At 60.4% G+C, this 25236-nt stretch carries 29 protein-coding genes and 1 tRNA gene; 9 read left to right on the top strand and 21 right to left on the bottom strand.

The genetic code is table 11. From position 1 onward, the window contains the following. The first annotated feature begins 82 nt into the window (after positions 1 to 82). From ACIOMR_RS02355 to ACIOMR_RS02345, 3 genes are all read left to right on the top strand, one after another. Entirely contained in the window at positions 83 to 1024 is a 942-nt protein-coding gene (locus ACIOMR_RS02355; protein WP_401191978.1) for a LysR family transcriptional regulator, read from the top strand. 112 nt (positions 1025 to 1136) lie between these two features. Continuing rightward, positions 1137 to 1958 (top strand): SDR family NAD(P)-dependent oxidoreductase, encoded by an 822-nt coding sequence (locus ACIOMR_RS02350; protein ID WP_177050421.1) that lies wholly within the window; start codon positions 1137 to 1139, stop codon positions 1956 to 1958. A 26-nt stretch (positions 1959 to 1984) separates the two neighbouring features. Next, a complete protein-coding gene (locus ACIOMR_RS02345; RefSeq protein WP_177035878.1) occupies positions 1985 to 3013 on the top strand; it encodes an AraC family transcriptional regulator in 1029 nt (342 codons plus the stop codon). Between the two features lie 2 nt (positions 3014 to 3015). Here ACIOMR_RS02345 and ACIOMR_RS02340 read toward each other — a convergent pair whose 3' ends face one another. The 11 genes from ACIOMR_RS02340 to dapA form a co-directional block, all read right to left on the bottom strand. Next, positions 3016 to 3783 carry an anti-sigma factor family protein gene (locus tag ACIOMR_RS02340; RefSeq protein WP_401191973.1) on the bottom strand — a complete coding sequence of 256 codons (768 nt, stop codon included), beginning with the start codon at positions 3781 to 3783 and terminating at the stop codon, positions 3016 to 3018. Then, complete coding sequence (locus ACIOMR_RS02335; protein WP_003211943.1) at positions 3780 to 4277, bottom strand: RNA polymerase sigma factor; 498 nt, start codon at positions 4275 to 4277, stop codon at positions 3780 to 3782. The genes ACIOMR_RS02340 and ACIOMR_RS02335 overlap by 4 nt, the downstream gene beginning before the upstream one ends. A gap of 59 nt (positions 4278 to 4336) precedes the next feature. Further along, positions 4337 to 4888: a tetratricopeptide repeat protein gene (locus ACIOMR_RS02330; RefSeq protein WP_003211945.1), complete on the bottom strand. Its 552-nt coding sequence runs from the start codon at positions 4886 to 4888 to the stop codon at positions 4337 to 4339. Positions 4889 to 4931: 43 nt separating this feature from the next. Next, positions 4932 to 5489, bottom strand: coding sequence for a cytochrome b (locus tag ACIOMR_RS02325; protein ID WP_087692600.1), 558 nt, complete (start codon positions 5487 to 5489; stop codon positions 4932 to 4934). Positions 5490 to 5564: 75 nt separating this feature from the next. Then, positions 5565 to 5999, bottom strand: coding sequence for a type VII toxin-antitoxin system HepT family RNase toxin (locus ACIOMR_RS02320; RefSeq protein WP_003211948.1), 435 nt, complete (start codon positions 5997 to 5999; stop codon positions 5565 to 5567). Beyond that, the gene (locus tag ACIOMR_RS02315) at positions 5989 to 6384 is read right to left on the bottom strand and encodes a type VII toxin-antitoxin system MntA family adenylyltransferase antitoxin (RefSeq protein WP_087692601.1); all 396 of its coding nucleotides are present in this window, start codon (positions 6382 to 6384) and stop codon (positions 5989 to 5991) included. Before ACIOMR_RS02315 ends, ACIOMR_RS02320 begins: the two co-directional genes overlap by 11 nt. 121 nt (positions 6385 to 6505) lie before the next feature. Further along, positions 6506 to 6595, bottom strand: a tRNA-Ser gene (locus tag ACIOMR_RS02310). 83 nt (positions 6596 to 6678) lie between these two features. Next, on the bottom strand, positions 6679 to 7392 hold the full coding sequence (gene purC / locus ACIOMR_RS02305) for a phosphoribosylaminoimidazolesuccinocarboxamide synthase (protein WP_003211975.1): 714 nt from the start codon (positions 7390 to 7392) through the stop codon (positions 6679 to 6681). Between the two features lie 28 nt (positions 7393 to 7420). Further along, positions 7421 to 8179, bottom strand: a complete 759-nt coding sequence (locus ACIOMR_RS02300) for an MBL fold metallo-hydrolase (protein WP_003211977.1) — start codon at positions 8177 to 8179, stop codon at positions 7421 to 7423. A 4-nt stretch (positions 8180 to 8183) separates the two neighbouring features. Then, positions 8184 to 9299, bottom strand: coding sequence for an outer membrane protein assembly factor BamC (bamC, locus tag ACIOMR_RS02295; protein WP_177019696.1), 1116 nt, complete (start codon positions 9297 to 9299; stop codon positions 8184 to 8186). A gap of 17 nt (positions 9300 to 9316) precedes the next feature. Further along, positions 9317 to 10195 carry a 4-hydroxy-tetrahydrodipicolinate synthase gene (dapA, locus tag ACIOMR_RS02290; RefSeq protein ID WP_003211981.1) on the bottom strand — a complete coding sequence of 293 codons (879 nt, stop codon included), beginning with the start codon at positions 10193 to 10195 and terminating at the stop codon, positions 9317 to 9319. Positions 10196 to 10456: 261 nt separating this feature from the next. Here dapA and ACIOMR_RS02285 point away from each other — a divergent pair, with 261 nt between their 5' ends. Continuing rightward, positions 10457 to 11017 (top strand): glycine cleavage system protein R, encoded by a 561-nt coding sequence (locus ACIOMR_RS02285; RefSeq protein WP_003172487.1) that lies wholly within the window; start codon positions 10457 to 10459, stop codon positions 11015 to 11017. A 10-nt stretch (positions 11018 to 11027) separates the two neighbouring features. Then, positions 11028 to 11501, top strand: coding sequence for a peroxiredoxin (locus ACIOMR_RS02280; RefSeq protein ID WP_003211984.1), 474 nt, complete (start codon positions 11028 to 11030; stop codon positions 11499 to 11501). Between the two features lie 132 nt (positions 11502 to 11633). Here ACIOMR_RS02280 and ACIOMR_RS02275 read toward each other — a convergent pair whose 3' ends face one another. Then, the gene (locus ACIOMR_RS02275; protein WP_003211986.1) at positions 11634 to 12704 is read right to left on the bottom strand and encodes an AI-2E family transporter; all 1071 of its coding nucleotides are present in this window, start codon (positions 12702 to 12704) and stop codon (positions 11634 to 11636) included. A 40-nt stretch (positions 12705 to 12744) separates the two neighbouring features. Then, positions 12745 to 12984, bottom strand: coding sequence for a sulfurtransferase TusA family protein (locus ACIOMR_RS02270; protein WP_003211989.1), 240 nt, complete (start codon positions 12982 to 12984; stop codon positions 12745 to 12747). 95 nt (positions 12985 to 13079) lie between these two features. On the opposite strand from ACIOMR_RS02270, the gene ACIOMR_RS02265 reads away from it, so the two are divergent. Continuing rightward, positions 13080 to 14513, top strand: coding sequence for a M48 family metalloprotease (locus tag ACIOMR_RS02265; protein WP_003211991.1), 1434 nt, complete (start codon positions 13080 to 13082; stop codon positions 14511 to 14513). A 67-nt stretch (positions 14514 to 14580) separates the two neighbouring features. Here ACIOMR_RS02265 and ACIOMR_RS02260 read toward each other — a convergent pair whose 3' ends face one another. The 4 genes from ACIOMR_RS02260 to rpoE form a co-directional block, all read right to left on the bottom strand. Continuing rightward, positions 14581 to 16020 carry a DegQ family serine endoprotease gene (locus ACIOMR_RS02260; RefSeq protein ID WP_003211993.1) on the bottom strand — a complete coding sequence of 480 codons (1440 nt, stop codon included), beginning with the start codon at positions 16018 to 16020 and terminating at the stop codon, positions 14581 to 14583. A 243-nt stretch (positions 16021 to 16263) separates the two neighbouring features. After that, positions 16264 to 17220 carry a MucB/RseB C-terminal domain-containing protein gene (locus ACIOMR_RS02255; protein ID WP_003211995.1) on the bottom strand — a complete coding sequence of 319 codons (957 nt, stop codon included), beginning with the start codon at positions 17218 to 17220 and terminating at the stop codon, positions 16264 to 16266. A 16-nt stretch (positions 17221 to 17236) separates the two neighbouring features. Then, positions 17237 to 17824, bottom strand: a complete 588-nt coding sequence (locus ACIOMR_RS02250; protein ID WP_003172479.1) for a sigma-E factor negative regulatory protein — start codon at positions 17822 to 17824, stop codon at positions 17237 to 17239. 31 nt (positions 17825 to 17855) lie between these two features. Next, the gene (gene rpoE, locus ACIOMR_RS02245) at positions 17856 to 18437 is read right to left on the bottom strand and encodes an RNA polymerase sigma factor RpoE (protein WP_003172477.1); all 582 of its coding nucleotides are present in this window, start codon (positions 18435 to 18437) and stop codon (positions 17856 to 17858) included. Between the two features lie 467 nt (positions 18438 to 18904). On the opposite strand from rpoE, the gene nadB reads away from it, so the two are divergent. After that, positions 18905 to 20521, top strand: coding sequence for an L-aspartate oxidase (gene nadB / locus ACIOMR_RS02240; RefSeq protein WP_003211997.1), 1617 nt, complete (start codon positions 18905 to 18907; stop codon positions 20519 to 20521). Here nadB and ACIOMR_RS02235 read toward each other — a convergent pair. After that, a complete protein-coding gene (locus ACIOMR_RS02235; RefSeq protein WP_102604221.1) occupies positions 20490 to 20942 on the bottom strand; it encodes a protein YgfX in 453 nt (150 codons plus the stop codon). The two genes, nadB and ACIOMR_RS02235, sit on opposite strands and share 32 nt — an antisense overlap. Further along, entirely contained in the window at positions 20926 to 21180 is a 255-nt protein-coding gene (locus ACIOMR_RS02230) for a succinate dehydrogenase assembly factor 2 (protein ID WP_003212000.1), read from the bottom strand. The genes ACIOMR_RS02235 and ACIOMR_RS02230 overlap by 17 nt, the downstream gene beginning before the upstream one ends. Before the next feature lie 139 nt (positions 21181 to 21319). On the opposite strand from ACIOMR_RS02230, the gene ACIOMR_RS02225 reads away from it, so the two are divergent. Both ACIOMR_RS02225 and ACIOMR_RS02220 read left to right on the top strand, forming a co-directional pair. Next, positions 21320 to 22261, top strand: a complete 942-nt coding sequence (locus tag ACIOMR_RS02225; protein WP_177040324.1) for a folate-binding protein YgfZ — start codon at positions 21320 to 21322, stop codon at positions 22259 to 22261. Between the two features lie 36 nt (positions 22262 to 22297). Then, on the top strand, positions 22298 to 23119 hold the full coding sequence (locus ACIOMR_RS02220; protein ID WP_003212004.1) for an HDOD domain-containing protein: 822 nt from the start codon (positions 22298 to 22300) through the stop codon (positions 23117 to 23119). On the opposite strand, the gene ACIOMR_RS02215 is transcribed toward ACIOMR_RS02220, so the two are convergent. Together ACIOMR_RS02215 and ACIOMR_RS02210 are read right to left on the bottom strand one after the other, a co-directional pair. Next, a complete protein-coding gene (locus tag ACIOMR_RS02215) occupies positions 23120 to 24505 on the bottom strand; it encodes a sensor histidine kinase (RefSeq protein ID WP_003212006.1) in 1386 nt (461 codons plus the stop codon). After that, positions 24498 to 25169: a response regulator gene (locus tag ACIOMR_RS02210; protein WP_003212008.1), complete on the bottom strand. Its 672-nt coding sequence runs from the start codon at positions 25167 to 25169 to the stop codon at positions 24498 to 24500. Before ACIOMR_RS02210 ends, ACIOMR_RS02215 begins: the two co-directional genes overlap by 8 nt. Positions 25170 to 25236: the final 67 nt, after the last annotated feature.

Genomic DNA, 25236 nt, shown 5'->3' with positions numbered 1-25236 from the left:
ATTTTTCGTCTCGGCCCTATGATTAGTCAATTTTCTATTTATTATTCCGATTATAAATCCTTCTTATTATCGAGCTGTCGACATGCCTGAAAATCGCCGCGATGTTCATCCGCTGCTCAATGACCGTCTGGACTGGAACCTGTTGCGCACCTTCCGGGTGATCGGCCAGGAGCTGAGCATCAGTCGCGCCGCCGCCCGCCTGCACCTCACCCAGCCGGCCATCAGCCAGGCGCTCAAGCGCCTGGAAGAACAGCTCGACTGCCAGTTGATCGCCCGGCGCGGCCCGCGCTTCGTGCTGACCGAAGCCGGCGAGCAGATCTTCGCGATCGCCGGCGAGATGTATGGCCAGGTCTCGCAGATGAGCAACGCCCTGCAAAAGCCCGGTGACGAGGTGATCGGCAAGGTGCGGTTGCTGATGATCAGTCGGATCAGTTCGGACACCTTTGATGACTTCCTGGCGGACTTCCATCGCCAGCATCCCCGGGTCGACCTGGACGTTGAGGTGATGCGCAGCTCTGACATCGTCGCCGCCCTGCTGGAGAAAACCGCGACGCTGGGCCTGAGCCTCAATCGCCGGCCGCAACCACGGCTGGAGCAGCACCTGTTCCTGCGTCAGCGTTATGCATTTTTTTGCGGGCGGCATCACCCGTTGTTCGGACGCACCGGGCTGGCGGAGGGAGATTTGCAGTCGGAGAACTTCGTGAGTTTCACCAGCGACCAGATCGGCGGAATGCTCTCGCCGTTGACGATCTTTCGCGACCAGCAGGGCTTCAGCGGGCGCATCGTGGCGTCGTCCTCCAGCCTGGAGGAAGTGCGGCGGTTGGTGATTGCCGGGTTTGGCCTGGGCTGCCTGCCGATTCATGTGGTGGCCGAGGATGTGAAGCATGGGTTGCTCTGGCGCTTGCCGCCAGACGAAGGGATTACCGACGTGGATATCCACCTGCTGTGGAACCGTGAGCAGAAGATGAGCCGGGCGGAGACGGTGTTTATCGAAAGCCTGTCGGCACGGTTGGCCGCAGAATAAATGGCGTGATATGCAAGTCACTTGGCGGCCTCTTGCTAGTGTATGAGAGAAGCCGGTCGACCATCATTCGTTCACAGGTTACTCCCGCAGTCTCAAACGAAGAGGTGTTCGAATGTCCAGGATATGGTTTATCACCGGCAGTTCCCGCGGCCTCGGCCGCTCGATTACCGTAGCCGCCCTGCGCGCCGGTGATCGTGTGGTTGCCACCGCGCGCAATCCCAAGCAGTTGGATGACTTGGTGGCCGAATACGGCGAGGCGATTTATCCGGTCACGCTGGACGTGACCAATAACCAGCAGGTGCTGGAAGCTGTGGATGCCGCGGTGAAACATTTTGGTCGCCTGGATGTGGTGGTCAATAACGCCGGCTACGGTGACCTGGCGTCGGTGGAAGATGTGACGCTGGAGGATTTTTCCGCGCAGATCAGCACCAACTTCTATGGTGTGGTGCACGTGAGCAAGGCGGTGGTGCCGGTGCTGCGCGCCCAGGGCCGTGGGCATATCTTCCAGGTATCGTCGTTGGGTGGCCGCATCGGCATGGCCGGCCTGGCCGCTTATCAGAGTGCGAAATGGGCAGTCGGTGGATTTTCCACAGTACTGGCACAGGAAGTCACGCCACTGGGCATCCAGGTGACCGTGCTGGAGCCGGGCGGCATGCGCACGGACTGGTCGGGCAGTTCCATGACGATTCCGGCCATCAGTGAGCCCTACCAACAAACGGTCGGCGCCCTGGTTGAATTGCTCAACTCCCCCGGCATCCTGCCGACGGGTCCGGACCGGGTTGCCGAAATCGTGATGGAGCTGGCACTGAACAAAGACGCCCCGCTACGCTTGCTGATCGGCAGCGATGCCGTGCAATACGCCGCCCGGGCAGCGGCAGACTTGGCCGAGTCGGATAAAAAGTGGCATGACCTCAGCGTGTCAGCCTCGGATTAATCTCACGCTTTTGAAAAAGGTGCCGCATGCCTGACGTGACCCAACCCCGTTTCAACATACCGGATGTGTTCTGGCTGGCGCTGCAGAGCGTCGGGCTGGAGCCGTCGGTGGTGTTGCGTCAGGCACGCTTGCCCATGACCCTGCATATCCGCGAGCGGCGAGACCGGCGGCAGGTGACGACGCTGGAGTTCTTTCGCTTGTGGGAGGCGGTGCGCATACTTAATCCTGATCCGGCTGTCGGGATATTACTGGTGACGCGGCTGGATATCACCGCGCTTCCACCCTCCAGCTTTGCCGCTTTTATCGCCCGGGATTATCGCGATGGCCTACACCGCCTCGCCCGCTTCAAGCAATTGTGCACACCCGAGCGCCTGCAGGTTTGCGAGGATGGCCGTACCTGTACGGTGACCATCGACTGGTTGCACACGCCAGAATTACCGCCTGCGCTGCTGGTGGATGCGGCGTTTGCGACGTTTGTTGAATTGGGGCGACGGGGAGCACGGACGCAGATCACTCCCCTGCAGGTCGAACTGGTTCGCCCGGACGATGGCAGCCGTGCACTGGCCGAGTTTTTCGGTTGCTCCGTGCGTTTTGGTGCCGGGCGCAACGCGCTGATACTGGACGCCGCCGATCTGGACCGACCTTTTCCGGGGTACAACCCGCAAATGCTCGAAATGCTGAACCCGGGCCTGGTGGCAGCGCTTGCCGAGGCCTCGACACCGGCCAGCATCAGCCATCAGGTCAAGATCACCCTCAAGCGCTTCCTGGCCAGTGGCCGCCCCGAGATGGTCGAGGTAGCGCGGGAGCTGGGCATGAGCGAACGCACGTTGCAACGGCGCATTACCGAGGCCGGCACCAGTTTTCGGCAACTGATGCTGGAAACCCGCCAGGAAGTGGTGCGGCATCTGCTCACCGAGCCGTCAATTGAGATAGACGAGATCGCGTGCCTGGTGGGCTATGAAGATACCAACTCGTTTTATCGTGCGTTTCGTTCCTGGGAGGGGACGACGCCGGCTCGGTGGCGGGCGTTGCAGACGCCCTCATCGTCTCATTGACGCTATGCCGACAAAGCCTTCTCGGCACTGCGCGCCATGATCTGCAAATCCTCGAACGGGTTTCTGCCAATCAACATGAACGCATGGGACGGGCTGGACCAAAACACCACGTTCATGCCCCGGCGCTGTTCGGTGGCCATGGCCACCGCACCTTTTTTCGCCGCCGTAATGCACAGCGCCAGCGGGCCGTGGCGCGCGTCGAGGTAGGTCAGTTGGCCGATCAGTACGCCGTCATAATCGAGGATTTGTGCGCGTCGAAATTCGGCGCCAGGCAGGTGTACTGCATCCGGGTCCAACGGCAGGCCGAGCTGGGTCCCGACCGAACTCAGCTGGGCGATATGGGAGTCGGGATCGGCGCTGAGGTTTTCCAGGGTCTGGGGCGTATACAGCGCCATGTATTCGGCAACCGAGGCACGCCAGCCCGAACCGGGCTCAGGCCGGGGCCAGGTCATGAACAAGCGATCAGCGACCACACCGGCCACCGCAAAGCTTGCTGCTACCGCGAGAAATTTGCGTCGACTCAGGGTGGGTGTTTGTGCCGGCGGCAAGGCATCGAGCATCACCTGCAAACGCTCTGTAGGGGCTTGATCGAGAACCGAATCGAAGGCTGATTTGAACGGCAAGTGGCCGCGCTTGAGCAGCTCCAAGCGGGCCGTCACGGCAGGATCGATCCCCAGCAGGTTATCGATAAGCTGACGCTGCTGAGGGTCTAACTCACCGTCCAGGTAAGCCACCAGCAGTTCATCCGACGGTGGTGTATTTTGAGTCATCGTCGTTCTCCGCTCGATTTATCCAACAAGCCGCTTGAGTGCGCAGTTTCAGCCAGCTTCATGCGCGCAGCGGCCAACCGGCTCATCACCGTTCCTACGGGAATATGCAGGACTTCGGCAATTTCCTTGTATGAGAGGCCTTCGACGTAGGCCAGAAAAACAGTCTCCCGCTGCGCTTCGGGCAATGCATTGACGCGCTTGATCACCTGTGCGGCCAGGACCTGGTCCTGAGCCAGGGCTTCACCGTCGAACGACAACGCCTGCTCGGCGTCGACAAACCCCTGCCCTTGCCGTACTCGCTGGGCGCGCAATTCGTTAAGCCAGATCGAATGCATGATCGTCAGCAACCAGCGGTCCAGCCGCGTGCCAGCCACGAACTGGCCTGCACGCTCCAACGCCCGCACGCAGGTGGCTTGCACCAGGTCATCAGCCACATGCTTTTGTCGCGACAGCACCAGCCCGTATCGCCATAAACGTGGCAACAGCTGGCTCAACTCTCGGCGCAACTCAGCGTCTGTGGTGATGGCGCTCTCCCCGCTGTTCGCTCACAGCTTCAAGCCTGAGGCGCGGCGGCGATGGCTTCAGCCAGGTCTTCGTACTCTTCGCAGGTGGTGCTGCACAACGCCTTGATCTTCACCAGTTGCTCCTGGGCCAGGTCCACACGGCCCTTGATGACGTAGGCTTCCCCCAGGTACTCACGGACTTGTGCGTAGTTGGGGTCCAGTGCCACGGACTTCAGGTAGTAGCTGATGCCTTCATCGGTGCGCCCCAGTTTGCGGGTGGCGTAGCCGCGGTAGTTCAGGGCCTTGGCGGTGTTCGGGTTGTGCAGGGTGTCGAGCAGTGACAAGGCTTCTTCATAACGCCCGTCCTTGGCCAGGCGATAGGCGTAGTCGGTGCGGTCGGCGTCCGACGTGGCCTTGCTGGTTTGCAGCACGCACTTGCCGGTCTTGGTATCCCAGACCTGGCCTTTGGGGCAGTTGGGCTTGGGCGGCGCCGATTCGTCACCGGAGGCATGGGCCTGGCCGGCCAATAGCGCGGCGGCCATACAGGCGCCAAAGAACAAAGCGGTGCGGTAACCAACGGCGTGCTCGGGACGATTCTTCATGGCATTCATGCTCCGTAACGATAGGGAAAGTACAGCAGCAAACTCAGTAGGGAAGATCGCCACGAGGGGCCGGCAGCATGCGGCGCAACGTGCTGTCGCGCTGGATGTAGTGATGCCACAGCGCGGCGCAGGCATGCAGCCCGGCGAGTACGATGATCGCCCAGGCGACATTGTTGTGCAGGCCACCCAGAGTGCCTCGCAATTCGTGATCGATCACAAAAGGCGCTGGCACCGGGAACAGTCCGAAAAAGTTGAAGGGCTCGCCCTGGGCCCAGCGGAACAGGAAGCCCAGGGTCACCTGCGTCAGTAACAACAGGTATAGACAGCCGTGGGCGATTTTGGCGGCCACGTTAAGCGCAGGGTGATTGTCGGCCTTTGGGTGATTGCCGCCGAACACACGCCAGAGGATACGTGCAGCGATCAGCACCGCCATGGCGATGCCCAGGGAGATATGGACCGATTGCAGGCCCTTGCGCAGTGGCGTGCCTTTTTCCAGGTTTTCCCAGACGTGGGCGCTGGCGAACATGAAGATCACCAGGGCGGCGGTCAGCCAGTGGAAGGTGCGGGTCAGGCGGTCGTAGCGGTCGGCGGGATTGTTCATGGGCGTTTCCTGAGTGGTCTGTGTGGTGAACACCGCAGCAGGAAAACTTATTCAGAGGGATGGAAAATTTACAGATTAGACTTGTTTATTTTCCAACCCCGCATCCTTGGTCAAAATATGCGAACTAAATGCTAGAAACTCATCCAGGTGTTTTGTAATGATCGCTACAGTAATCGGCAATTGAAGCGTCTGGTACTCGTGAACAGCAATGTTACGGAACCCGACCATGTTCTTCAGGTTGGTCAGCAACGCAGGATTGACCCAACCGCCCTGACATAACAACTCAAACACGTCACGAGCTCCTTGTGGAACACCCAGGCGCTCACGACGAATCAAGTGCTGGCCCATGTCCAGCGCTGCCTCACAGGCACGCTGAATATTCAAAATCGCCGCATCCTGGCGCGTGAAATCGGTGGTGAAGCTGGTGGGATCCTTATCGTATTCCTGACGGGCGCGCGCAACGCAACGCTCAATACTGGCTGCTTTATTGATGAGAACATCATCGACCATAAACTTTCCCTTCCTTCTGGATATCCGCCAACAATTCAGCCCTTGCCGTGTCCAGCGCGGTTTTTTCGCTCAGGACGTAGCTCTCGAATAGACCCGCCTGGACGTTCCCGGACCAGAGCCGACGCCCAGTGGTCAATACTTGGTATTGCATTACCGTTGAGGCTGCGCGCAAATCAAGCAAGTCGACGGGAACTCCAACGATATCGGCCAACTCCCCAGAAAGCTGCCATAGCAATAAAGGCTCGACCACTCCCGCAGAAAGGACCGCAACATCCAGATCACTCTCACTACCTGCCTCACCCGTCACTTGGCTACCGAACACATACACAGCCAATAGCTCGGGAACTTCAGCCTGCAAATGCGCCAGTACTTTTTTAAAATTCATGACCGATGTCCGAAGCGCCAATTAACGAAGACCGTAGCAGAATTCATTATGCAGTTTCTGACTGAAAGCAAAAAACCCCCGACAACATTGAAGTTATCGGGGGTTTTTCATTTTTCAATAATGGCGGAGAGATAGGGATTCGAACCCTAGGTACCGGTGAAGGTACAACGGATTTCGAATCCGTCCCATTCGGCCACTCTGGCATCTCTCCAACGGCGCGCATCATAACAGCCTGTTTCCTGGAAGCAAAGCGCCAAAGCGATTTTTTTCCGTGCTATCAGATGCTTGCGTCGATTACAGCGGTACGCCTAGACGGTTGGCGACTTCTTCGTAGGCTTCGATGACATCACCGAGGCCCTGGCGGAAGCGGTCTTTGTCCATCTTCTTGCGGGTGTCTTTGTCCCACAGGCGGCAGCCGTCCGGGCTGAATTCGTCGCCCAGGACGATGGAGCCGTCGTGGAACACACCGAATTCCAGTTTGAAGTCCACCAGCAGCAGGCCGGCGTCGTCGAACAGTTTGCTCAGGACGTCGTTGACCTTCAGCGACAGTTCTTTCATGCGCGCCAGTTGTTCAGCCGTGCCCCAACCAAATGCCACCACGTGGGATTCGTTGATGAACGGGTCACCCTTGGCGTCGTCTTTCAGGAACAGTTCGAAGGTGTAAGGGTTGAGCTTGAGGCCCTCCTCCACGCCCAAACGCTTCACCAGGCTGCCGGCCGCATAGTTACGCACGACGCACTCGACCGGGATCATGTCGAGTTTTTTCACCAGGCATTCGTTGTCGCCCAGCAGTTTGTCGAATTGGGTCGGAATGCCGGCCGCTTCGAGTTTCTGCATGATGAAGGCGTTGAACTTGTTGTTCACCATGCCTTTGCGGTCGAGCTGTTCGATGCGCTTGCCGTCGAACGCCGAGGTGTCGTTACGAAACAGCAGGATCAAGCGGTTGGCGTCGTCGGTCTTGTAAACCGATTTGGCTTTGCCGCGGTAGAGTTCTTCACGTTTTTCCATGATGGGCTCCGCTTGCTAAGTAGGTGGGCTAGGCGATGTGTCGCCAGTCGAGCCCTGAATCTTGATCGGCCAGTTGCAGCCAGTCCGGGTCGCACCCAAGGGTGTCGACAAAACATTGCCGGGCCAGCTGCGGCAGGTTGTTCTTGCTGCTCAGGTGGGCCAGGACCAGGTGTTGCAGGTCTTGCCAGCCCAACTCATACACCAGGTACGCCGCCTGGTGGTTATTCAAATGTCCAAACTGCCCGCCGACCCGCTGCTTGAGAAAGGCCGGGTAGTGGCCACGCGCAAGCAGGTCACGGCAGTGGTTGGACTCGATCATCAATGCGTCGAGGTCGCGATAACCGTCCAGCACCTTGGCGCAGTACGAACCCAGGTCGGTGAGCAGGCCAAAACGCCGTTCACCGTCGCTGAATACGTATTGCGTCGGTTCCTGGGCATCGTGGGCCACTTCAATCACATCGATGCTCAAGGCACCGATCTGCAATTGTTCGCCACCGGCCAGCAAACCTGCGGGTTCAATCGGTTTGCGCATCCCGCGCAAGGTGCCGCGACTCAGGTACACCGGAAGATTGTAGCGCCGAGACAGCAAACCCACGCCATGCACGTGGTCGGCATGTTCGTGGGTCACCAGAATCGCGCTCAGCTGCGCGGGGTGAACCCCCAGGCGCAGCAGGCGCCGCTCGGTTTCCCGCAGGGAGAAACCACAATCCACCAGGACGTACGTGTCGTCGTGGGCTACAAGCGTGCCGTTCCCTTGGCTACCGCTGCCGAGAACGGCAAAACGCATCGGATCAGCCCAGGTTGTCCTGAATCACGCCCAACACTTTGCGCGCCACTTCTGCCGGCGCCACGGTGTTGATGTTTTTCTCGACGGTGACTTGCACGCTTTCGCCTACCTTGCTCAAACGAACCTGGTAACGCTCGGCGCGGGTCTCGATCTCTTCCTTGGTCGGCTTGCTGCCGAACAACTTGCTGAAGAAACCTGGCTCGTCGTCTTTCTTCTCGGCTTTTTCGGCCAGGTTGATGTAGTACAGGCCCAGGCTGCGGTTGATGTCTTCAACGCGCCATTCGCCGTGCTCCAGCGCGCGGCCGACACTCGACCAGGCGCGGTCCAGGTCTTCACCCAGGTTGAGCACCACGTTGCCGCTGCCGTCTTCGCTGAGGCTGACGCGGCTAGGTGTGTCAAAGCTACCGGCGGCGAGCAGGGAGACGGAGCCGCCCTTCTCGGAAATACGGCTCATGCTGGCGAGCATTTCGTCGACCAGGGCAGCGTCCACGCCGGTGTTGACCGAACGTGGCGTGAAGTCGACGTTGGCGGTGCTGCCGGCAGGACGCTCGGCGCTGACTACGTAGACTTCACTGGTGTTGCGTTGCACGCCTGGCTCGATACGCACGCGGATGCGGGCTTCGCTGTCATTGGCTACACCACCGGCCTGCAGGCGCTTGGCCATGGATGCCGACAGTTCGCTGGTGTGCTGCCACGCGGTGGTGAACTCACCGGTCTGCGGGCGTTGTTCGTCAATGCGGAAACCGTTGTCCTGGAAGAACTGGACCGCCACCGGCCAGACTTCGGCAGGTGGGCGCTGTGCCATGACCCAACGGGTATCGCCGCTCTTCTGCAGGCTGTAGTCGCTGGCGTCGGCCACGGCCGACAACGGCTGTGGACGCGGCACTTCGTATTCACCCTTGACGGTGTCGTCGGCCACGTTGCGCGGAATCGGCAGCAACGGGTCAAGGCGCTTGGCGACATTGACGTCCGGCGGCAATTTCATCGGGGCAGTTTGTTGGGCTTCCAGGTAATCGCTACCGCGGTCGCGGAAGTAGCCTTCCGGGCCCCAGATCCAACCGCAGCCACTGGTGCTGGAGATAATCAAGGCAAGTGCGGAAAGTCCGGCCAATCGCTTCATGCGTAGTGCTTCCTCAATTAAACCAGGACGCCGGACTGGCGCAGGGCCTGTCGCAGCGGTTCGTGACAGGCTTCGCTGAGCCAGGTGAGCGGCAGACGGATACCGTCCGGCATCAGGCCCATCTCATGCAGCGCCCATTTCACGGGGATAGGGTTGGATTCGATAAACAGGGTTTTGTTGAGCGGTGCCAGTTGTTCGTGGATCGCCCGGGCCTTGACCGCATCACCGGCGATGGCCGCGGCACACAGCTCGCTCATGGCGCGCGGTGCAACGTTGGCAGTCACCGAGATGTTGCCTTTGCCGCCCAGCAGGATCAGCTCGACCGCCGTGGCGTCATCACCGGAGTACACCAGGAAGTCGCTGCTGACGCCGGCCAGGATGTCCTTGGCGCGCTGCAGGTCACCGGTGGCTTCCTTGATACCGATGATGTTCGGTACGGTGGACAGGCGGATCACGGTCTCGGCCTTCATGTCGCAGGCGGTGCGACCGGGTACGTTGTAGAGGATCTGCGGGATATCGACCGCTTCGGCAACGGCGCGGAAGTGCAGGTACAGGCCTTCCTGGGTCGGCTTGTTGTAGTACGGCGTCACCAGCAGGCAGGCATCGGCGCCGGCTTTCTTGGCGTTGCTGGTCAATTCGATCGCTTCGCGGGTCGAATTGGCGCCCGTGCCGGCGATGACAGCAATGCGCCCTGCAACGCGCTTGACCACGAACTCGATCACTTCGATGTGTTCTTCCACATCCAGTGTGGCCGATTCACCTGTGGTGCCGACCGCCACGATGGCGTTGGTGCCCTCTTGCAGGTGGAAGTCCACCAGTTTGCCCAGGCTGTCCCAGTCGAGATTACCTTGTGCATCCATGGGTGTGACCAGTGCCACCATACTGCCCGCAATCATGCAACCGCTCCTGCCGGAAAAAGAGAGCGGTAATGGTACTGGCGCCAAGATGCTTGTACAAGCGAAGTACCGCCTGAGGATGCGTTCTGGATCAACTTAGTTCGCGGCAGCGCCATCATTCTGCCAAAGCGGGGTTTGATGAAGCTGATTACGTAATGAAAACGCCACCTCCTAGCCCTTGGCGATGGTTTTCGCTACCCTTCATCCTTTGATTGATACCGCTTGCATCGTATCGACCGCTCATCGCTTTAGGAAGGCTGCATGTCCACCCCCACAGTCCGCGAACAATTCCTTGTCATCAGTGCCCTCGGCGCCAACCCCATGGAGCTGACTAACGTCCTGTGCCGCGCCAGCCATGAAAACCGCTGCGCCGTCGTGACCTCCCGCCTGACCCGCCATGGCGAGTGCAGTGCGCTGGTCCTGCAGATTTCCGGGACCTGGGATGCCCTGGCCCGCCTTGAAACCGGTTTACCGGGTTTGGCGAAGAAGCATGACTTCACGGTCAACGTGGTGCGCAGCGCCGCTCTGGAGAACCGTCCACAGGCCCTGCCCTACGTGGCCTATGTCAGTTCGGCCTACCGCTCGGACATCGTCAACGAGCTGTGCCAGTTCTTTATCGACCACAACGTCGAGCTGGAAAACCTGACCTGCGACACCTATCAGGCTCCGCAGACCGGCGGCACCATGCTCAACGCCACCTTTACCGTGACCTTGCCGGCCGGCGTGCAGATCAGTTGGCTGCGCGACCAGTTCCTGGATTTCGCCGATGCCCTGAACCTCGACGCACTGATCGAGCCTTGGCGCCCACAGAACCCTATGTAAGGAAGTCTTCATGTCTGTAGTGATCGACCAACCGGTAGCCGACTTCGAAGCCCAGGCCACCAGCGGGCAAACCTTCAGCCTCGCCGGGCTCAAGGGCAAGCAAGTGGTGATCTACTTCTACCCGAAAGACAGCACCCCGGGCTGCACCACTGAAGGCCAGGGCTTCCGTGACCAGCATGCTGCGTTCAAGGCGGCCAACACCGAGGTGTTTGGCGTGTCCCGGGACAGCGTGAAGTCCCACGAGAACTTCAAGGCAAAGCAGGAATTCCCCTTTGAGCTGATCAGCGACAAGGACGAAGCGGTTTGCCAGCTGTTTGATGTGATCAAGCTGAAGAAGCTGTATGGCAAGGAATACCTGGGTGTTGATCGCAGCACCTTCCTGATCGACAAGAATGGCGTACTGCGCCAGGAATGGCGCGGTGTGAAAGTGCCAGGCCATGTGGATGCAGTGCTCGAAGCGGCACAGGCGCTGAACCAGGCTTGATTCACCTGCTGGCTTTGAAATAGCTATCGCAGCCAAGCCAGCTCCCACCTGTGATCATTGTTCGACAGGACAACTCAGTCAATGTGGGAGCCGGGCTTGCCCGCGATGAGGCCTGCACCGGCACCACAAATATCAGAGTAACGGCGCCACCACCGGCTCCTGCCGAGGCCAGGCATCCAGCACCGCCTTGAACAGCGTCGCCAGGGGAATCGCAAAGAACACCCCCCAGAAGCCCCACAACCCGCCAAACAACAATACCGCACAGATGATCGCCACCGGATGCAGGTTCACCGCTTCGGAGAACAGCAGCGGCACCAGCACGTTGCCGTCCAACACCTGGATGATGCCGTACACCGCCATCAGGTAGATGAATTGATCACTCCAGCCCCACTGGAACAGCGCGATCAACATCACCGGCACCGTCACCACCACCGCGCCAACGTATGGCACCACCACTGAAACACCCACCAGCAGCGCCAACAGGGCAGCGTAGTTAAGCCCCAGCGCGACAAAACCGATGTAAGTGACGCCACCGCAGATAAAAATCTCGATAACCTTGCCGCGGATGTAGTTGGCAATCTGCCGGTTCATTTCCTCGGCGACGCGGGTAATCAGCGCACGCTCACGGGGCAGATAGCCACGCACCCAGCGACCGATCATCTCGCGGTCCTTGAGGAAGAAAAACACCAGGATCGGCACCAGTACCAGGTAGATCATGATGTTGACCAGCAGCGGCAAGCTCGAAAGGGAAAAGGTCAGCGCCCATTGTCCGAACTTTCCGATTTCGCCGCGAGCCACCTCAATGGCCTGCAGGACCTGCTCGTCCGACACCAGGTGCGGATAGCGCTCAGGCAACAGCAGCAGCAATGACTGCCACTTGGCGAGCATGCCCGGTAGCTCGTTGAACAAGGTGATCAACTGGTGCCACAGCAAAGGCACCACGATCACGATAAATACCAGCAACAGCCCCATGAACAAGGCAAACACCAGACCCACCGCTGCCCCACCCGGCAAGCGCAGACGCTCCAGGATGGAGACCAGGCCTTGCATCAGGTATGCCAGCACCATCCCCGCCAGTACCGGCGCCAGCATGCCGCCCAAAGTGAGCACGGCCGTAAAGGCAAGAAACAGCAGGACGGCCAGCACCACGGCTTCTTCGTCGGAGAAGTAGCGCTGAATCCAGTCACGTAACACTTTGAACATCAATAAACCTCAGGCGATAAGGACAGCATATTCAAGCGATTCAGGCCTTGCGCAACCAGTAACGATAGACGCCCGCTTCGTCTTCTTCATGCAGCAGGGTGTGGCCGGCCAGCTTGGCAAACGTACGAAAGTCCCGCTGGGAGCCAGCGTCCGTGGCGATCACCTTGAGCACCGCGCCGCTGGCCAGCCGATTGAGCTCCAGCTTGGCCTTGAGCAAGGGCAGCGGGCAGTTAAGGCCACTGGCATCCAGTTCGGCATCGAAGGCTACAGCGTCGGTCATGGTCTAACTCCGGGTGGGCGTCGAGGGCGCTTAGAATATCTGGTCCGAAGCTCAGTGTCCGGCTACAGTAAGCTCTTTGTCGAAAGGCTTTGTGCATGACTTTTTTGCGCCCTACCCTGCTGACGCTGGCTTGCCTGCTTGCCTCTCCAGGCTTCGCCGACGACCTGCCGTCACTTGGCGACGCCAGTTCTGCCATTGTCTCGCCAAAACAGGAATACGATCTGGGTCGGGCATGGCTGGCCTACCTGCGTGGCCAGGTCTCGCAACTCAACGACCCGCAGCTCAAGGATTACGTCGAATCCAGCGTTTATAAGCTGGTGGAAACCAGCCAGGTCAATGACCGGCGCCTGGAATTCATTCTGATCAACAGCCCGCAGTTGAACGCCTTTGCCGCACCGGGCGGTATCGTCGGGGTCAACGGCGGCCTGTTCCTCAACGCCCAGACCGAAGGCGAATATGCCTCGGTACTGGCCCACGAATTGGCTCACTTGTCCCAACGTCACTTCGCACGAGGCGTGGAAGCACAGCAGCGCATGCAGATCCCGATGATGGCTGCGCTGCTCGGCGGCATCATCGCTGCCGCCGCTGGCGCAGGCGATGCGGGCATTGCCGCGATCGCCGGCAGCCAGGCCGCCGCGATCCAGGAGCAACGGCGCTTTTCCCGGCAAAACGAGCAAGAGGCTGACCGCATCGGCATTCTCAACCTGGAGAAAGCCGGCTACGACCCACGGTCCATGCCAACCATGTTCGAGCGCTTGATGCGCCAGTACCGTTTCGATGCCAAGCCGCCTGAATTCCTGCTGACTCACCCGGTAACCGAATCGCGGATCGCCGACACCCGCAACCGTGCGGAGCAAGCCAAGCTGGGTGGCATTGAGGACAGCCTGCGCTATCAACTGATCCGTGCTCGAGTGCAACTGTATTACGAAGACACCCCGGGGCTGGCCGCCAAACGTTTCCAGGCCCAGCTGGATGAAAATCCGAAGAACGATATCGCGCGTTATGGCCTCGCCATCGCTCAGATCAAGGGTGCCCAGTTCAACCTGGCCCGGGAAAACCTCAAGCCGCTGCTGGCCAAGGCGCCCAACGACATCACCTACAACCTGGCGCAGATCGAGCTGGACATGACCAACAATCGCCTGCCGGATGCCCAGCAGCGTACGGACCGAATGTTGACGCAATATCCAGGCAACTATCCGCTGAACCAGGTTCGTGTGGATCTGCTGCTCAAGCAGAACCGCAACGCTGACGCGGAAAAAGCCCTGGAAGGATTGTTGAAGTCTCGCCCGGACGATCCGGACGTCTGGTACCAGGTTGCGGAAACCCGTGGCTTGTCGGGCAATATCATCGGCCTGCACCAGGCCCGCGCCGAGTACTTCGCGCTGGTGGGAGATTTCAAGCAGGCCATCCAGCAATTGGATTTCGCCAAGCGTCGCGCCGGCAGCAACTTCCCGCTTTCGTCACGTATCGACGCACGCCAGCGTGAACTGATCGACCAGGAACGCATGGTCAAAGACATGATGGGCTAAACCTTTCAGCCACAAAAAAGCCCCGCTCTCGAACATCGAGAGCGGGGCTTTTTATTGGACTAGCGGATTACTCGGCCAGTTTGAAGGTAATGAAGCTGGCACGCCCCTGACGCAGGACGCGCATCGACACCGAACGGTTCTTCGGCAGCGCCTTGGCGATGTCGGTGAACTCTTTGGTGGAGTTGATAGCCTGGTTGTTCAGGTGGGTGATGACATCACCTGGTTGCAGGCCGATCAGGGAGGCAGGACCGTCCTGGACTTCCTTGATCACTACACCGCTCTTGAGGTCGAAGCTCTTTTTCTGTTCGTCGGTCAACTCGACTACAGCAATGCCCAGGCGATTGCTGCTGCGCTCGGCACCTGGCTTGCTGTTGCCCAGCGCATCCAGCGCCGCGCCTTCTTCCGGGATAGCACCGACGGTCAGTTCGACGTTCTGGCGCTTGCCGTCACGAATCACTTCCAGCTTGGCCTTGCTGCCGGCCTTGAGCGCGCCCACCAGGTGTGGCAAGTCCGCAGACATGACGATCGGCTGGCCGTTCATGCTCAGGATCACGTCACCGACTTGCAGGCCACCTTTGGCAGCAGGGCCATCGTCCTGGATCTGCGCGACCAGGGCACCGGCCGGCTTGTCGAGACCGAAGGATTCAGCAAGATCCTTGTTCACTTCCTGGATCACCACGCCCAGCCAGCCGCGGCTGACTTTGCCACCGGTTTTCAGCTGGTTCGAAACGTCCATGGCCACGTCGATCGGAATCGCGAACGAAACGCCCATGAAACCACCGGAGCGGGTGTAGATCTGCGAGTTGATGCCAACGACTTCACCCGCCAGGTTGAACAACGGACCGCCGGAGTTGCCCGGGTTGATCGGCACGTCGGTCTGGATGAACGGCACGTAGTTTTCGTTCGGCAGGCTGCGACCGATGGCGCTGACGATACCCTGGGTCACAGTATGGTCAAAACCAAACGGCGAACCGATGGCGACGACCCATTGGCCGGCTTTCAGGTCCTGGGATTTGCCCAGTTTCAGCACCGGCAGGTCCTTGCCTTCGATTTTCAGCAGGGCAACGTCGGAACGTGGGTCGGTGCCCACCAGCTTGGCTTTCAGCTCACTGCGGTCCGCCAGGCGCACCAGGATCTCGTCGGCGTCGGCAATCACGTGGTTGTTGGTGAGGATGTAGCCGTCAGGCGAGATGATGAAGCCCGAGCCCAGGGACTGGGCCTCACGCTGGCCGCCACCACCGCCACGCGGCGTGCGCGGCTGGGGCATGCCGCGTTCGAAGAACTCCCGCAGCATCGGCGGCAGGCCTTCCAGGTCGGGCATCTGCTGGTTGGAGACCTTACGATCCGGCAGCTTCTGCGTAGTACTGATGTTCACCACGGCAGGCGACGCCTGCTCCACCAGTTGGGTGAAGTCAGGCAGCTCGGCCGCTTGCGCGGTAACCGCCTGACCCAGCACCAGCACCGTGGCGACTATGGATAGGTAAGACTTCAAACGTGGTATCGACATACAGCTCCCGTTACGACGAGCAGGGTTGAGCGACAGGGTTCAATAAACGCCGAAAACTGCGACCGACATTTTTGTTCCGCGAACAAAACAAGGCCAGGGCCGTTAAGCCCTGACCTATAAAAAACATAGGGGATATTAGCAAGTGAAAAAAATGATCCAGACATTTCATGCTCTCGGCAGAGGCAGGCATCGACTATCTCCTGCGCAACATTGAAATATCAGGATGAACATAGGATTAACAACTCAAGGCTTGGCAGGCACGGTGCCACTGCGTAGTGACAGCGCAATTCGCTCGGCGGTGCCAATCGGGATCTCGCCGACGACGGTCACCATCACCTCGCCTTCCAGGGTATTCAACCGCCGTGAAACGGCGACTGTCGGGCCCAACTGGGTGCGGGTCTCGTTTACGGTCGCACCGTTAAGCGGCTCCAGGAATACCGAAAAACGCGCCAGACCATCGTCATACATCAGACTGCTGACGGTTACCTTGGTGTGGGAGTCTTTATGGGCACTGCTGTTGACCAGCTGAAAGCCCGGTGGCAACCAGTCGAGGCGCCAATCCTGAGGGATCTCGACCTCCGGGGCCTTGGCGTTGGTCACCGCCACCGGCGTGCATTCGCCACTGGGCTGCAAATCACGATCGTCAGGCACCGATGTATTGAGCTGGGTGAACTGGAAACGCTCCAGCAACTGGCCCTGGTCGTTAAGCAACAATGACTTCAATGGCAGCGCAGTTTCACGATCCAGATGCAGCTCAAAACCATAACGGTATTGATCGCGGGGGGTCACGGAGACGATCACCGCATTCCGACCGGCCACGCGCGATTTGCCGATGACGGCAAGATCGTAGAACGCTTTGAGTTTTTGCGGATCAAGGGTACGCGCAGAGGTATTGGGGGAGCCCCCAAGCCCGGCAACCAGCGTGCCGCTCACGCATTGGGTACGGCCATCGACGCGCAGGACTTCCTGGGCAGAACCATCGAGCTGCAAAAGCCGCTCACGGACCTGACCATTCTGGACACGATGCCAGATGTCATGGGTAGAAAAACTACCGTTACGCTCGTAGATGAAGGTGCCCTGAAAGCTTTGCTGCTGCTCCGCCCGCCCAAGACGCGTCAGCCAGTCTTGGGCTTCATCGGCATGGGCGGGGACTGCAAACCAGCCACTGAGCAAAAGCGCAAGGAGCGGTATGGCGCGCATAAAGCTCCTTGGCGGACTAGCGGTTTTCCAGGCTTGCAGCGCGAGCGTAAGGCAGAGCGCTTTCAGTGCCTTTCAAGGCCGATTCCTGTGCGTGTTGGCGCAGGTAGCCTGGAAGACGCTGATCCTGCCAGCCGGATTGCCCTTGAAGTACACCGTTGGCCATAGGCCCGGTAGTATCGGAGCTTTCCTTGTAGCCGGCCAGTACGGCTGGCCCCTTGACCTGCGGGCCGGCCATGACCGGTTGCTGGGTCTGCTGGGCCAGTTCGGCACCGGCGATTTCGTCCTGGTTGTACAGGCGAACACCTGCCAATACAGCGACGGTCACCGAAGCAGCGACTGCCAGACGGCCCAGGCTACGCCAAGGACCGCGAGCAGCTTTTGCCGGAACGGCTTCATCAGCCAGTGCAGCAGAAACGGCCGCAGCAATATCCAGACGAGGGATTAGAAGATCCTTGTGCATCACAGCCCGAGCGACTTGGTAACGAGACCAGGTATCACGGGTTTCGGCATCATCAAATGCATTAAGCACTCGACGAAGTTCCAGTTCATCCGCTTCGTTATCCATCACTGCGGACAGCGATTCCTGCAGGGCATCACGACTCATGGCGGTTCCTCTCTTGGCTGTCGCCGCTGTCTCAGTTTTCCTGCAACAACGGCTGCAGGGCTTTATCGATGGCTTCCCGAGCCCGGAAGATCCGGGAGCGTACGGTACCCACCGGACATTGCATGACGCTCGCAATGTCTTCGTAACTCAGACCATCGAATTCACGTAAAGTTAACGCCGTACGCAAATCTTCTGGCAGTTGTTGAATAGTGCGATGGACGGTTCCTTCGATCTCGTCGCGCAGCAATGCACGCTCCGGCGACTCGAGATCCTTGAGGCCGTGATCACCATCATAAAATTCAGCATCTTCCGAACTAACATCACTATCCGGCGGGCGGCGACCGCGAGAAACCAGATAGTTCTTCGCCGTGTTAATGGCGATGCGATACAGCCACGTGTAAAACGCACTGTCACCGCGGAAATTACCGAGTGCACGGTACGCCTTGATAAAGGCTTCCTGTGCAACGTCCTGCGCTTCATGGGTGTCGTGCACAAACCGCACGATCAACCCGAGAATTTTGTGCTGGTATTTCAGCACTAGCAGATCAAATGCCCGCTTGTCGCCGCGTTGAACGCGCTCGACCAGCTGCTGATCCTCTTCCTGGGTTAGCATGAACACTCCTCGTTGTACTTGAAGGAGGCTTGCATAACTAATCGATCAGGCTTGCAAACATAGACTCGGACTTTTCGCAAAAGTTCTCCCCCTCCAAGCAAGTTTCCGGCGCGCACTGATTTGGCACACACGAAAAACGCAGCGCGGGCAATGCCGGCTGCGCGAATAATCTGTCGCCAGTTTCCTGACGCGCCTGACACAGACGCGGCTCAGCAAATCCAGCGTGTTCCCAGCTTTCGGGCATCCTGCTATTGAGTCGGGGCCTATGCAAAAAGTTCCCATCCCAATCGCTGTCCGTTTCATGAAAGCCGTGCAGTTCGTTGCCCGTAGTCTCACAATGCCACGAATGCCCGGCTATTGTGCCGCTCCCCCCCTCTATATACTAGTGGGCCGTGTCACCCTTTGATTCGCCGATCCAGGCGTCCTGTTTGCGCCCCCTACGGATCGCTTTTTGCGGAATCCTTCAAATGAGCCAACAGTTTCAACACGATGTCCTGGTGATTGGCAGCGGCGCCGCGGGCTTGAGCCTTGCACTGACCCTGCCGGGCCACCTGCGCATAGCCGTACTGAGCAAGGGCGACCTCGCCAATGGCTCGACGTTCTGGGCCCAGGGCGGTGTCGCCGCGGTGCTCGATGACACCGACACCGTGCAATCCCACGTCGAAGACACCCTGAATGCCGGCGGCGGCCTGTGCAATGAAGAAGCGGTGCGCTTCACCGTCGAGCATAGCCGCGAAGCCATCCAGTGGCTGATCGACCAGGGCGTGCCCTTCACCCGCGACGAACATTCCGGCACCGACGACGGCGGCTTCGAGTTCCACCTGACCCGCGAAGGCGGCCACAGCCATCGGCGGATCATCCATGCCGCCGACGCCACCGGCGCCGCGATCTTCAAGACCCTGCTCGCCCAGGCCCGGCAACGCCCCAACATCGAACTGCTGGAACAGCGGGTCGCCGTCGACCTGATCACCGAAAAGCGCCTTGGCCTGCCGGGCGAACGCTGCCTCGGCGCGTACGTGCTCAACCGGGCCAGCGGCGAAGTCGACACCTACGGCGCGCGCTTCACCATTCTCGCCTCGGGCGGCGCAGCGAAGGTCTACCTCTATACCAGCAACCCCGACGGCGCCTGCGGTGACGGCATTGCCATGGCCTGGCGTTCGGGCTGCCGGGTGGCGAACCTGGAATTCAACCAGTTCCACCCCACTTGCCTGTATCACCCGCAGGCCAAGAGCTTCCTGATCACCGAAGCCCTGCGCGGCGAAGGCGCACACCTGAAGCTGCCCAACGGCGAACGTTTCATGCAGCGCTTCGACCCACGAGCAGAACTGGCCCCGCGGGACATCGTCGCCCGGGCCATCGACCATGAAATGAAGCGCTTGGGCATCGACTGCGTCTACCTGGACATCAGCCACAAGCCCGAAGCCTTCATCAAGACCCATTTCCCGACGGTCTACGAGCGCTGCCTGGCGTTCAATATCGACATCACCAAGGGCCCGATCCCGGTCGTCCCGGCGGCGCACTACACCTGCGGCGGCGTGATGGTCGACCAGAACGGCCGCACCGACGTGCCCGGCCTGTACGCCATTGGCGAAACCAGCTTCACCGGCCTGCACGGCGCCAACCGCATGGCCAGCAATTCGTTGCTGGAGTGTTTCGTGTACGCCCGCTCCGCCGCCGCCGACATCCTTGAACAGCTGCCGCGCATCCCGGTGCCGGCCGCCCTGCCCCGCTGGGACGCCAGCCAGGTGACCGATTCGGACGAAGACGTGATCATCGCCCACAACTGGGACGAGTTGCGGCGCTTCATGTGGGACTACGTGGGCATCGTGCGCACCAACAAGCGCCTGGCGCGGGCGCAGCACCGGGTTCGACTGTTGCTGGATGAGATCGACGAGTTCTACAGCAACTATAAAGTCAGCCGCGACCTGATCGAGCTGCGCAACCTGGCCCAGGTGGCGGAACTGATGATCCGCTCGGCCATGGAGCGCAAGGAAAGCCGGGGATTGCATTACACCCTCGACTACCCGCAAATGCTGCCCGAAGCGCGCGACACTATTCTGGTGCCAACCACCTACGGCGGCTGAACTTCAAGCGCACCCGCAGGCGCCGATGCACATCGGTAGCCTGCGAATCCCGTGGCACGCAGATCGAACGCACCCGCCAGTCACCCTGCACCCGAAAGCGCAGCACCACGGCCAACGGCAACGCCAGGCTGTCGGGGCGCAGTTGCACGCTGTGCCAGCCACGCGCGGCGCTCCACAACTGCCAGCCATCCTCGTCGCGGCGCAGGCCACGGATCGACGAACGGTGAGTCAGCAGGATATGACGCGGCAATACCCAACCGGCATGGGCCAGGCACAACAAGGCGCCAAAGGCTCCGAACCACCGGGACACATCGAGAAACCACAGCGCACCCAGTGCGAACGCCTGGGCGAAAAGATAAGCCGCCAGCAACTGCCCGGAGGCGTGCCAGCGGCATTCGAACGTATTACTTGGGCTGGACACGATCCAGAATCATTCGAACCATGCGCTGCAGCTCCGGGTCTTCCGATTCGGCGCGTTCCATGAACCAGCCGAACATGTCCTGATCCTCGCATTCCAGCAGCTTGCGGTAGCAGTCGCGGTCGACGTCGTTGAGGTGCGGATAGACCTCCCTGACGAACGGTACCAGCAACACGTCCAGTTCAAGCATGCCGCGGCGGCTGTGCCAGTAGAGGCGATTGAGTTCTACATCTTCGACCATGGAGCGCTCCTCAAATAGAGCGCAAGTATACAGGCCGAAGCTGCCTGGAACAGTCGGCTTTGGTCGGCCATACGGAAACTATCCATTTGCCGGGCGCCCCTCTATGATGCACTCATGACTTTTTAACCTGCGATGACCCATGGCTGACTCTGCTTTTTTCTGCCCCCTGTCCCACGAAGGCGTTCTCGCCGTCCGCGGTTCCGACGCTGCCAAGTTCCTCCAGGGACAACTGACCTGCAACCTTAACTACCTGAGTGACACCCAGGCCAGCCTGGGCGCGCGCTGCACCCAGAAAGGGCGCATGCAGTCGAGCTTCCGCATCCTGCTGCAAGGCGATGGCGTGCTGCTGGCCATGGCCACCGAACTGCTGGAGCCACAACTGGCGGACCTGAAAAAGTACGCCGTGTTCTCCAAATCCAAACTCACCGACGAAAGCGCTGCCTGGGCGCGTTTCGGTGTGTCGGATGCCGATCAGGTACTGGCCGGCCTCGGCCTCCAACTACCCGCCGAGACCGACAGCGTGGTGCGCAGCGACGACCTGATCGCCATCCGCGTATCGCCGGGCCGTGCCGAACTCTGGGCCCCCGCCGCCCAAGCTCAAACCCTGCACGGCCAACTCGCCGCACAATTGAACGAAGGTGAACTGAACCAATGGCTGCTGGGCCAGATCCGTGCCGGTATCGGCCAGGTCATGCCCCAGACCCGCGAACTGTTCATCCCGCAGATGCTCAACCTGCAAGCCGTCGGCGGCGTCAGCTTCAAGAAAGGCTGCTACACCGGCCAGGAAATCGTCGCGCGCATGCAGTATTTGGGCAAACTCAAGCGTCGCCTGTATCGCCTTAGCCTGAATGCCGGCGAGCTGCCTGAGCCCGGCACCCCACTGTTTTCCCCGAATCACAACAGCGCCATCGGCGAGGTGGTGCTTGCCGCCCGTGCCGATCAGGCGATTGAACTTCTAGCGGTGCTGCAAGCCGAAGCAGCAGAGAGTGGCGATGTGCATGTAGGCACGCTGGAAGGCCCGGGCCTTCAGCTGCTCGACCTGCCCTACCAGCTGGACCGTGATCGCGAGATCCAGCGCTGATCGTCGTACCTTTTTGCTACACCCTAGAGATCTTGAATGAACAAGCTGGCGGAAAAAGTCCAACAGGCGTTGGTTGTGGCCATCGATAACGATGACCTGGTTCTGCCAACGCTGCCGGAAGTGGCCCTGAACATTCGCCAGGCCGCCGAAGACCCGGACATCAGCATCAGCCACCTGAGCAAAGTGATCGGCCGTGACACTGCCTTGTCGGCACGGCTGATCAAAGTGGTCAACAGCCCGCTGTTGCGCGCGACCCAGGAAGTCACCGACCTGCACACCGCCATCACCCGCCTGGGCACCAACTACAGCAGCAACCTGGCGATCGGCCTGGTGATGGAACAGATCTTCCACGCCCGTTCCGAGGTGGTCGAACAGAAGATGCGCGATGTCTGGCGGCGCAGCCTGGAAGTGGCCGGCGTGAGCTATGCGTTGTGCCGCAACCACAGCCAGTTGAAGCCTGACCAGGCGGCGCTGGGTGGGCTGGTGCACCAGATTGGCGTGCTGCCGATCCTGACCTTCGCCGAAGATCACTATGAGCTGCTGTCCGATCCGGTCAGCCTCGATCACGTGATTGAAAGCATCCACCCGTTGCTGGGGGACAAGCTGCTGCGGCGCTGGGACTTCCCGGAAATGCTGGTGAACCTGCCGGCGCAGTACATGAACCTTGAGCGCGACTCCGAGCGCCTGGACTATATCGACCTGGTGCAGGTCGCCGTGTTGTATTGCCACCGCGACACTGACCACCCGCTGGCCAGCGTGCCGATATTGACGGTACCTGCGATCAAGAAGCTGCGACTCGACCCCTACAGCGACACCTTGCGCGCCGAGCTGGATGAAGCACGGTCGATGTTCTACTGATTACCCCGCGATAAAACTCACCCGCACTTTCAACCCCGCCAACTCTCCGTCATGCAAGCTGATCTGCGCCAGATGTGCCCGGCAGATCTCGCCAACAATCGCCAACCCCAAGCCCGCCCCCAAGCCCTGCTGGCTGCGCCGATAGAAGCGCTCGAACACTCGGTCCCGCTCATCCAGCGGGATGCCCGGGCCGTCATCTTCCACCTCAAGTACCGCCGGCGCCGTGACCCGCAGGATTACGTTGCCGCCAGGCGGCGTGTGGGCCAGGGCGTTGTCCACCAGGTTGCTCAACAACTCGTTCAACAAGGTGGGCTCGCCCCGCAGCCACACCGGTTCATCCGCCTCCAGCGCCAGGGCCACGCCACGCGCATGGGCCAGCGGCGCCATGGCCATGCCCAGCTCGCGAGCCAACTGGCTCAGGTCCAGCAACTGGGCCCCGCCTTCGGCAATCGCCCGGGCGCCGTTTTCGATGCGCGCCAGCGAGAGCAATTGATTGGCCAGGTGAGTCAGGCGATCAGTGCCCTGGGCTGCGGTTTCCAGGGTGGTGCGCCAGGTAGCCGGGTCTTCGGCACGCAGGCCAAGCTCCAAGCGTGCCTTGAGCGCTGCCAAAGGAGTGCGCAGCTCATGGGCGGCATCGGCAATAAACTGTGCCTGGCGCTCGAACTGCCCGCGCAGGCGTTCGGTGAAATGGTTGAGCGCATGTACCAGCGGGCCCAATTCATGCTGCACCTCCACCAGCGGCAATGGCCGCAGGTCATCGGGCTGACGCTCTTCCACGGCCGTGCGCAAGCGCTCCAACGGCCGCAGCGCCGCACTCACGGCAAAGAACACCAACAACAATGCACCGATGGCCAGCATCCCCAGGCGCAGCAAGGTATCGGCCATCAGGCTGCGCGCCATCGCCACCCGCGCTTCGTCGGTTTCGGCCACGCGGATTTCCGCCATGCCGTTCATGTTCGGTTCGGAGACTGCCTTGAGCAGGCTGACCACTCTCACGTTCTGGCCTTGATACCTGGCGTTATAAAAGCGCGCCAGCGCCGGATAGTCATCGGTGCGTGGAGTACCCGGCGGCGGGCCCGGCAGGTTTTCGTAGCCGGAAATCAGCTTCTGGTGAATATCGTTGACCTGGTAGTAGATTCGCCCGGCGCTGTCGTAGGCGAACGTATCCAGGGCGACGTAGGGCACATCGGCACTCAGGGTGCCGTCGCGGTGGGACAGGCCGGCCGCAATGGTCCGCGCCGAGGCCAACAGCGTGCGGTCGTAAGCCGTGTCCGCCGCCTCGCGCCCATTCCAGTAAGCGCTCAAGCCGCTGGCAATCATCAACACCACCAGCAACAGCGCCAGGTTCCACAGCAGGCGCCAGCGCAGGCTGCTGGGCTTATGCATCGCGGGCTTCCAGCAGGTACCCCAGGCCACGGAAGGTGACGATGGCCACAGGCTGGCCATCGAGTTTCTTGCGCAGGCGGTGCACGTAGATTTCGATGGCATCGGGGCTGGCCTCTTCATCCAGGCCAAACACCTGGGAAGCCAGTTGCTCCTTGCTCATGACCCGGCCCGGGCGCGCGATCAGCGCCTCAAGCACCGCCTGCTCGCGGGAGGTCAGGGTCAGCAGTTCACCACCCAGGGTGAAGCGCCGCGTATCCAGGTCGTAAATCAGCACGCCACACGCCTGTTGCCGCTCACCGCCCAGCACGCTACGGCGCAGCAGCGCCTTGACCCGGGCTTCCAGCTCCGTCAGTTCGAACGGCTTGGCCAGGTAGTCATCCGCGCCCAGGTTGAGGCCATGCACGCGGTCCTTCACATCGCTGCGTGCGGTCAACATCAACACCGGCAGATTTTTTCCACGGGCCCGCAGGCGCGCCAATACTTCAAAACCGTCCATGCGCGGCAGGCCCACATCGAGAATCGCCACCGCGTATTCCTCGCTGCTCAAGGCCAGGTCCGCCGCCACTCCGTCGTGCAACACGTCGACGGTCAAACCCGTGCTCTTGAGCGCCTGGGCGACACTTTCGGCTAGCTGCAAATGGTCTTCGACCAGAAGGACACGCATGGGTTTTTACCTCGTTCGGGGGTGGTCGGCGCCACGCTTTGCCGGGGAGTTTACAGGCGCGGCCTGC

This window comes from Pseudomonas sp. NPDC087814, from assembly GCF_044742865.1.
Lineage (GTDB): Bacteria > Pseudomonadota > Gammaproteobacteria > Pseudomonadales > Pseudomonadaceae > Aquipseudomonas.
The sequence above is the reverse complement of the archived record's forward strand: the minus strand, read 5'-3'. Positions and strand labels throughout refer to the sequence as shown.